Annotated in this window: 7 protein-coding genes; all 7 read left to right on the forward strand. The window is 72.8% G+C overall.

Translation table 11 applies throughout. The annotated features are described in order from the left end of the window. Positions 1–217 precede the first annotated feature (217 nt). The gene (locus tag VF665_RS12655) at positions 218–2,011 is read left to right on the forward strand and encodes a hypothetical protein (RefSeq protein WP_331053789.1); all 1,794 of its coding nucleotides are present in this window, start codon (positions 218–220) and stop codon (positions 2,009–2,011) included. A gap of 38 nt (positions 2,012–2,049) precedes the next feature. Next, positions 2,050–2,415, forward strand: a complete 366-nt coding sequence (locus VF665_RS12660; RefSeq protein WP_331053790.1) for a hypothetical protein — start codon at positions 2,050–2,052, stop codon at positions 2,413–2,415. Between the two features lie 77 nt (positions 2,416–2,492). Beyond that, complete coding sequence (locus VF665_RS12665) at positions 2,493–3,590, forward strand: tail fiber domain-containing protein (protein WP_331053791.1); 1,098 nt, start codon at positions 2,493–2,495, stop codon at positions 3,588–3,590. 151 nt (positions 3,591–3,741) lie between these two features. Beyond that, the gene (locus tag VF665_RS12670) at positions 3,742–4,020 is read left to right on the forward strand and encodes a PqqD family protein (RefSeq protein WP_331053792.1); all 279 of its coding nucleotides are present in this window, start codon (positions 3,742–3,744) and stop codon (positions 4,018–4,020) included. Continuing rightward, the gene (locus VF665_RS12675; RefSeq protein ID WP_331053793.1) at positions 4,017–4,403 is read left to right on the forward strand and encodes a lasso peptide biosynthesis B2 protein; all 387 of its coding nucleotides are present in this window, start codon (positions 4,017–4,019) and stop codon (positions 4,401–4,403) included. Before VF665_RS12670 ends, VF665_RS12675 begins: the two co-directional genes overlap by 4 nt. 7 nt (positions 4,404–4,410) lie before the next feature. Next, positions 4,411–5,358 (forward strand): hypothetical protein, encoded by a 948-nt coding sequence (locus VF665_RS12680; protein WP_331053794.1) that lies wholly within the window; start codon positions 4,411–4,413, stop codon positions 5,356–5,358. 154 nt (positions 5,359–5,512) lie between these two features. After that, the coding region (locus VF665_RS12685; RefSeq protein WP_331053795.1) for a hypothetical protein at positions 5,513–6,384 on the forward strand (872 nt) is incomplete at its 3' end.

The following is a 6,384-nucleotide window of genomic DNA, read 5'->3' on the forward strand; positions in this document are numbered from 1 at the left end:
CCGCCGCCCGGTTTTACCGTCCTCCCTCCGCCCGATTCACCCCCCATCCTCCTCCGGCCGGTCCTCCCGCATGCGCCCGGCGGCCGGCCCGTGCTCTCCGGTGTGGACAGCATCTCCGACAAGGTCATCTGACCCAAGAGCCGCCTGGCATGTTTCGCTAGCTTTTCGGCCGTGATTGGAACCCCGCACCGCGCGGACCTTTTCCACTTCACTCCCGATGCGAGATCTGACCGTGCGCACCTCATATTCCTGGCTCCTCGTGCCGCTGGCGCTGCTGGCCGCCTGCACCGACCAGGTGACGGATTCTTCCCACAAGCCCGGCGAGGGCTCCGAGCCGCCCGTGTCCGTGCCCACCCCGGTGGGCGTGTACCAGATCGAGGTGAGCGGACTCGGTTCCGGCCAGCTGAGCAGCAGCCTGGAGCCCGTTGCGCCCGCCACGCCGGGCGGAATCAACGCTGCGCTGGGCGTGGCGGGTTCGGGGATCGTCTTTGAGCAGGTGTCGTCGTCGTCCTTTACCGAGGGCGCGCGCGGGGCCGGCGGGCAGCGGTACGTGTCGTTCACCTACCGGGTGCGCAACGGCACCGGGGCGCCGCTCCCCAACGTGACCATGCTGCTGGTGTCGCGCACGGGAACGGTGCCCGGCACCGCGCTCAGCTCGCTCCGGCGCTTTGACGGCGGCGCGGCGGACCCGGCGTTCGCCACCAAGGTGGTGCCCACCGGGGCGGTTGCCATGGGGAGCGACCTGGAATCCATGCAGGCGCTGTATCCCGACGTGCTGCAGGTGCTGAGCGAGGACGAGGTGGCCGCCATCGCCAAGCCGGGCGACGTGACCAACATCTTTCCCGTGGGCTACGTGGTGCGCAACCGCACCACGCCCGCGACTCGCACGCTGCCCGTGGCCGCCACGCCCAACCAGTACGACGGGCTGCTGACGCTGTCGTTCCGCGTCCCGCTGGCGGCCAGCCCCAGCCTGGACGTGTTCTCGTTCTTCTTTCAGGTGCTGGCGGTGACGGACACGGAAACGCGCCTGACGGAAAGCATGGAAGAAGCGGCCGACACCGCCGCCGTGCGCCGGCTGCGCGCCCGCGCCGCGGAGCTGGGCGCCACGTCGGTGACGGTGCTCCCCGGGAGCCTGGCCACGGACGCCGCGGTGGCCGACTACCCCGGCATGCGGCAGCTCTGCAGCGTGCGCACGGCGGGCACGGCGGCGGCGCCGGTCACCTTCATCAACGCGCCGGGGCCGTACACGCAGCTCATGCTGCTGCGCCCGGGCGAAACGCGGGACGCCTGCGCGGCCGGGTTCCGCGGCGGCAACCCGGGGCGGCCGGCCACCAACGTGCCGTTCCCGCTGCTGGTGTCGGCCATGGACCGCTACGGCAACCTGGTCACCACGGCCGCCGACACGGTGAGCCTGGTGCCGGGAGCCGGAAGCCCGCCCAGCACCCCGGCACCGGGCGGCGCCCTGACCCTGGGGCAGCGGACGATCAACATCACGTATTCGAACTATGGCTCGTCCACGCTGGTCGCCATGGGACGGCGCAACCAGGGAGCGCAGCCGCTGACCATCGCGGGGGTGACCCGCACCTGGACGGGCGCCACGGGGAGCACCAGCTGGGACGTGGGCGGCAACTGGGCGCTGGGCGCCGTGCCCATGCCGCTGGACTCGGTGGTGATCCCGGCGGCCCCCGCGGGGGGAGCCGTCTTTCCCACCCTCGTGCAGAACGTGACGGTCGGGGGCGTGACGGTGGAGGAGAACGCGACGCTGAACCTGGGCGCCTTTGACCTGACGGCGACGGGGAGCGTGCAGGCGGGAATGACGGGCGGGATCACCAACACGGTGGGCCGGCTGGCGCTCACCGGGGTGGCGCAGACGGTGGCGGGGCGGCTGCCGCGCCTTCGGGTGACCGGCACGTACAGCCTGGCGGGGAACGTGAACACGCGTGCGCCCCTGCGGGTGGAGGCCGGGCGGCTGCGCAACGGCGCCTTCCGCGTGCGCGTGGAGTCGTTCTGATGATCACGGCAACACTGAATTCAGGAGCCCGGTTCGCGATGAAGGCACGACTTGCTCTGGCCGCCGCCTGCGCGGCGGCGCTCTGCGCCTGCGGCGGCGAACAGGCGGCGGAAGCACCCGCGGCGCAGACGGCGGCCGTGGCGGCGCCGGTCCCTGCGGCGCAGCCCCCCGCTGCGGCCCCGGATACGGCGCAGGCAGCCGCGGCGGAACCCGCGCCGGCCCCGCGGGCCGGCGCGCCCACGCGGGCGGACAGTGTGGCGGCCAGGGCCGAGGACGTAAGCCCGGAGTGGAAGCAGCGCGAGCGTTCCATGGCCGGCGCCGAGGAGTGCCTGCGCCAGGCGGCGGCCCTTCCCGCGCCGGCGCGCGCGCAGGTGGAAGCCGCGTGCAGGGCGCGCGGGCAGTGACCCGCGGCATGTTTCGGCGGACGGCGAGCGCGCCGTTCCGGGTGACGGTTTCAACATCCACTTTGACGAGGATCCTCATGCGTACCCGTCTTTTCGGCCTGGCGACGGCCGCTCTGCTCGCGCTTTCGGCGGCCCCGGCCGCCGCGCAGTCCGACATCCTGCTGCAGCTGCGCTCCGGCTCGCCGCTGGGCGACCGCTTTCGCGTGGACTCCGCGGGCGGCGTGGTGGCCAAGGGCGACCTGGGGATCGGCATCATCCCCGCGACGGGCGAGGGCGAGCGGATGATGTGGTACCCGTTCAAGGCCGCGTTCCGGGTGGGCAGCCCCGGGTACAGCGGCACCACGGCGTGGGATGACGCCAACATCGGCTTTTACAGCGTGGCGGCCGGGTACTCCACCATCGCCACGGGGATCTACAGCGTGGCGCTCGGCGGGGAGAACGTGGCCGCCAGCCAGGCCACCACGGTGTCCGGGCGGCTGTCGCACGCGGGCACGAGCTTTCGCGGTGCGGCCAACAACAACGGCGGCGCGGTGGCGCTGGGAACCCGGGTGACCGCGGACGCGGACTACGGCTTCGCGGCCGGGTACCGCGCGTCGACGGCGGGCCGCGTGGGCGCCTACGTGTGGGGCGGCACGCTGGCCGGCGCCAGCGCGGCCAGCGACTCCCTCCTTGCGACCGCGGACGGCCAGTGGAGCGCGCGCGCGCCGGGCGGGTACCGGCTGTTCACCAACCAGGCGCTCACCACGGGCGTGACCATCGCCGCGGGGGGCAGTTCGTGGAACGTCGTCTCGGACCGCTCGCGCAAGGAAGGGTTCGCGGACCTGGATGGCGAAGACGTCCTCACCCGGCTGCGCCGGGTGCCGGTGACGGAGTGGCGCTACCGCGACGAGGCGGACCGCACGGTGCGCCACATCGGCCCCATGGCGCAGGACTGGCACGCCGCGTTCGGCTTGAACGGCGACGACCGCACCATCAACATGAGCGACTTTGACGGCGTGAACCTGGCGGCGGTCAAGGCGCTGGACGCGCGGAGCACCGCCCAGGCCGCGCGCGTCGAGGAGCTCGCCGCGGAGAACGCGGCGCTGCGGGCGGACGTGGAGGGGCTGCGGAGCCGGAACGCGGAACTCGCCGAGCGGCTGCGCGCCATTGAGGCCGCGCTGGCCGCGCGCCCCTGACCGTTTCGCGCGGGCGCCGGCCGCAGCGGCCCCCGCGCGGATGTTCCCGGAGCGGAGAATCTCCGGCCACCGTGCCGCGGGGGGTTGATCGCACACCCGTCGCGGCGCGATCTTTGTGCACCATCCGCCTTTGCCCCCAGCCGACCCGTCGATGAGCGATTCGCGCGAGTACAAGGTTCCCGAAGACATCCTGGCCGCGCACCTGGAAGGCGAGGCCGTGCTGCTGAACATGGAAACCAAGAACTACTACCGGCTCAACGAGACGGCCGCGGTGGTCTTCAAGGGGCTGGAGCGCGGGCTGGGGCGCGACGCGCTGGTGGACGAGCTGTGCGCGAAGTTCGAGGTGGACCGCCCGCAGGCGGCCGAGGCGGTGGACGCGTTGCTGGCCGACCTGGCCGCGCGGGGCCTCGCCGCTCCCGCCTCGGAATGACGCTGGTCCGCGCGGCGGCCACGGGGGTGTGGGCGGCCCTGCGCGTTCCCCTGTGGCTGCACGGCCGCCGGTGGACGGAGTTGCTGCGCCCGCCGGAACCGGCGGGCGCGGCCGTTCGCGCGCCGCGCGGGGCGGAAGGCGCCGCGGTGCGCGCGGTGGCCATGCTGGGCACCGTGCCCGGGCTGCCGTGGAAGAACACCTGCCTGTACCGCAGCGTGGCGCAGTGCCTGGCCCTGCGCGCCTTTGGCGTGCCCGCGGTCGTGCGCATCGGCGTCCGGAGCGGGGACGGCGCGGGCGTGATTGCCGCGCACGCCTGGGTGGTGCGCGACCCGGCCGCGGAGCCGCCGGCGCCGGACGCCATGACCGCCTTTCCGCTCCGCTGACGCCCGCGTGATCCATCGCTCGCTGCTGCGGGACGGCTCGCTCGGCATCCGCATCGCGCCGCACCTGGCGGACGCCGCCGCGCGCTGGCTCCCGCTGGTTCCCGCAGACGGGGACGTGCGCCCCGGCGCCCGCGTCATCCGCCTGACGGGCGGCGCGGGGGAAGAGGCGCCGATGGAAGGGGAGCCCACGCTGCGGCTGGGCACGGTGGGCGCCTGGATGCAGGACGGGTCCGCGGGGCTGGCGGGCTCGGCGGGGCTGCGCGGCACGGTGCGGCTGAACGGGGGCGCCCATCTGCAGGTGGCGGATGCGGCGCCCTTTGCCGCGTCGGAGTGGGAAGTGTTCACCGGATGCACCCTCGCGGGCGCGCTGCTGCTGGGGCGCATGGGGCGCGCGCTGGTGCACGCGGCCGTGCCGGTGGATGCGGACGGGCGCGCCTGGCTGCTGGTGGGCGACACGCACGCGGGAAAGACGACCACCTGCGCCAACCTGCTGCAGGCGGGGTGGCGCTACGTGAGCGACGACCACGTGATCCTCCGCGCCGCGCAGGGCGGGATCGAGGCCGAGGGATGGCCGCGCCCCTTTCACCTGGACGAGGGATGGGAAGGCGGCGCTCCCCTGCACCGCCGCGGCACGACGGATCCCCACGCCCGCTGGCCGGGGCAGTGGCTGCAGGCGGCGCCGCTGGCGGGCCTGCTCTTTCCGCGCGTGCAGGCCGACCGGCCGACCGCGCTGGAGCGCGTTTCCGGCGCGGACGCGCTGGCGCTGCTGCTGCGGCAGTCTCCGTGGCTGCTGGCGGACCGGGGCGCCGCGCCCGCGCTGCTCGCCCTGCTGCAACGGGCGGCCTCCCTTCCCGCGTGGTCGCTGCGCCTGGGGCTGGACAGCTACGCCGATCCCGCGCTGCTTTCCGCCCGCATCACCGCGGCGACGTCCGGAACCGGGGAAAAGAATCCGTAGCGGAGGCGCGGAGGCGGTCTTCCCGTGTGGCTCCGTTCATCGACCAGGCCTCCCGTCGTCCCTCCTGCCGAACGCCCGTCCGCTTACAATCCCGCGGCAGATCCGTTAAATTCAAGCGCTGTATTCACCTTGGCGCACCGGGAAGCAATCCCTGATGAGCGATCGCACGGCCCTTGTTGAAGGGCTGATGAACAGCTTTCCGCACATTCCGCCCGAAGCCGTCCTCAAGGAGGACCTGCTGCGGACCGGGATGGCGTTTGACGATTCGGCGCTGACCGACAACCTGGAAGGTGAGGTCAAGCCCAAGTCGTACTTCATCTTCTCGTTCGACCAGAAGCCGCTGGCGCAGCTGGGCAACGCGGCCCGGCGCCGCCCGCCCGAGGAAGTGGCGCTCACCGGCGGCCCCTACGCGCTGCGCCGCACCATCGTGTCCGTGCGCGTGAACCCCGACTCTCCCTACCGCGTCTCGCGCACGGCGGGCTCGGAAACGCTCACGCTCAGCATGGACGGCGCCCCCATCGCCGACGTGACGCTGCCCGGCATGCCGGAGTACTACCGGCACACGCTGAGCAACGGCAAGACGGTGATGGAGATCGCGCCCACCATTCAGTGGGGCTACCTGGTCTACCTGACCGTCTTTCGGATGTGCCAGTACTTCGGCGCCAAGGAAGAGTGCCAGTACTGCGACATCAACCACAACTGGCGCCAGCACAAGCAGGAGGGGCGGCCGTACACCGGCATCAAGCCCATCGAGGAAGTGCTCGAGGCGCTGGCCATCATCGACCGGTACGACACGGGCCACACCTCGCACGCGTACACGCTCACGGGCGGCAGCGTGACCAGCAAGGTGGACGGGCGCGAGGAGGCCGACTTCTACGGGCTCTACGCGCAGGCCATCGAGGAGCGCTTTCCGGGGCGGTGGATCGGCAAGGTGGTGGCGCAGGCGCTCCCCCGCGAGGAGGTGCAGCGCTACTACGACTACGGCATCCGCATCTACCACCCCAACTACGAGGTGTGGGACAAGCG

The sequence above is a fragment of the Longimicrobium sp. genome, assembly GCF_036387355.1.
Taxonomy (GTDB): Bacteria; Gemmatimonadota; Gemmatimonadetes; order Longimicrobiales; family Longimicrobiaceae; genus Longimicrobium.

Bases quoted from the DNA above. Each gene is read 5' to 3' on its own strand.
- VF665_RS12655 (WP_331053789.1), top strand. From the start codon at position 218: ATGCGAGATCTGACCGTGCGCACCTCATATTCCTGGCTCCTCGTGCCG.
- VF665_RS12665 (WP_331053791.1), top strand. From the start codon at position 2,493: ATGCGTACCCGTCTTTTCGGCCTGGCGACGGCCGCTCTGCTCGCGCTT.
- VF665_RS12670 (WP_331053792.1), top strand. From the start codon at position 3,742: ATGAGCGATTCGCGCGAGTACAAGGTTCCCGAAGACATCCTGGCCGCG.
- VF665_RS12675 (WP_331053793.1), top strand. From the start codon at position 4,017: ATGACGCTGGTCCGCGCGGCGGCCACGGGGGTGTGGGCGGCCCTGCGC.
- VF665_RS12660 (WP_331053790.1), top strand. From the start codon at position 2,050: ATGAAGGCACGACTTGCTCTGGCCGCCGCCTGCGCGGCGGCGCTCTGC.